1 protein-coding gene is annotated in these 947 nt (G+C 34.0%); it reads right to left on the bottom strand.

Annotation, left to right across the window (positions count from 1 at the left end):
• Nucleotides 1-19 precede the first annotated feature (19 nt).
• On the bottom strand, nt 20-947 hold a 928-nt coding region (locus FD07_RS11910), incomplete at its 5' end, for an MFS transporter (protein ID WP_057161959.1).

Below are 947 nucleotides of genomic sequence, written 5' to 3'. Positions count from 1 at the left end.
TTCGGATTAAATTTGCAATCTACCTATACTTAATTAATATTGTTAGAACACCTATTGTGAAAACACTAAAGACACTACCTGCAATGCCCAAACCGCTTAAGCCTACAGTGGCCACGACATATCCTCCAATTGCAGATCCGGTAGCAACTCCAACATTTGAAAAAATTGAATTAAAAGAAGAAGCTAAAACCAATGATTGGGGATAATTTTGTTTGGCAATATCCATGTAATACAATTGCATGGGTGAGTTAGAAATAGACATTGTTAAAGCCATTATGAGAATGGCACTGATTTTTAGCCATGTTAAATTTCCACTTATGAATATAAGAAAGATACTAATAGCTTGAAGAATAAAAAATTTTTTTAAATTGCTTTTCCATTTCATGTTTGCTATACGCCCACTCACTTGGTTGCTTACCAATCCACATAGTCCGTACAAAAATAGAACAATTATGACATTATTGTGGGAGAAACTTAACTCTTTAATTAATATTGGCTTCAAATAGGTATAAATGATATAAATGGCACTAAAATTAAAGACCGGGACCAGAATACCCCAGATGATTCTTTTGTCTTTTAAGATAGCTAACTGTTTGAATATATTATGTGTTCCATTTTGTGTTAAATTATGAGGTAGCAAATAGAAAACTACGATAGTAATAAAGACTGAGGCAAAAAAAATTGTCCAAAAAGTTAATCGCCAGTTAAGGTTATCACTTATCCAAGTACCTAAAGGTACGCCAAAAACTGAAGCGATACTGAAGCCTGAGAACACCCAAGATATTAGCCAAGCTCTTTTTCTCTGAGGAGCAATTACAGCTGCAAAGGTAATAGCAGTCGACATCAGAGGCCCAGATGATAGGGCTGTTATAATTCTACTCATAAGTAGTACATTAAAATTACTAGCTATAGCTGTCAATAAGGTAGCGTCAAGAATCTTGTGTAAA

Origin of the sequence: Levilactobacillus parabrevis ATCC 53295, assembly GCF_001434055.1 — a bacterium.
Classification (GTDB): Bacteria; Bacillota; Bacilli; order Lactobacillales; family Lactobacillaceae; genus Levilactobacillus; species Levilactobacillus parabrevis.
The sequence above is the reverse complement of the archived record's forward strand: the minus strand, read 5'-3'. Positions and strand labels throughout refer to the sequence as shown.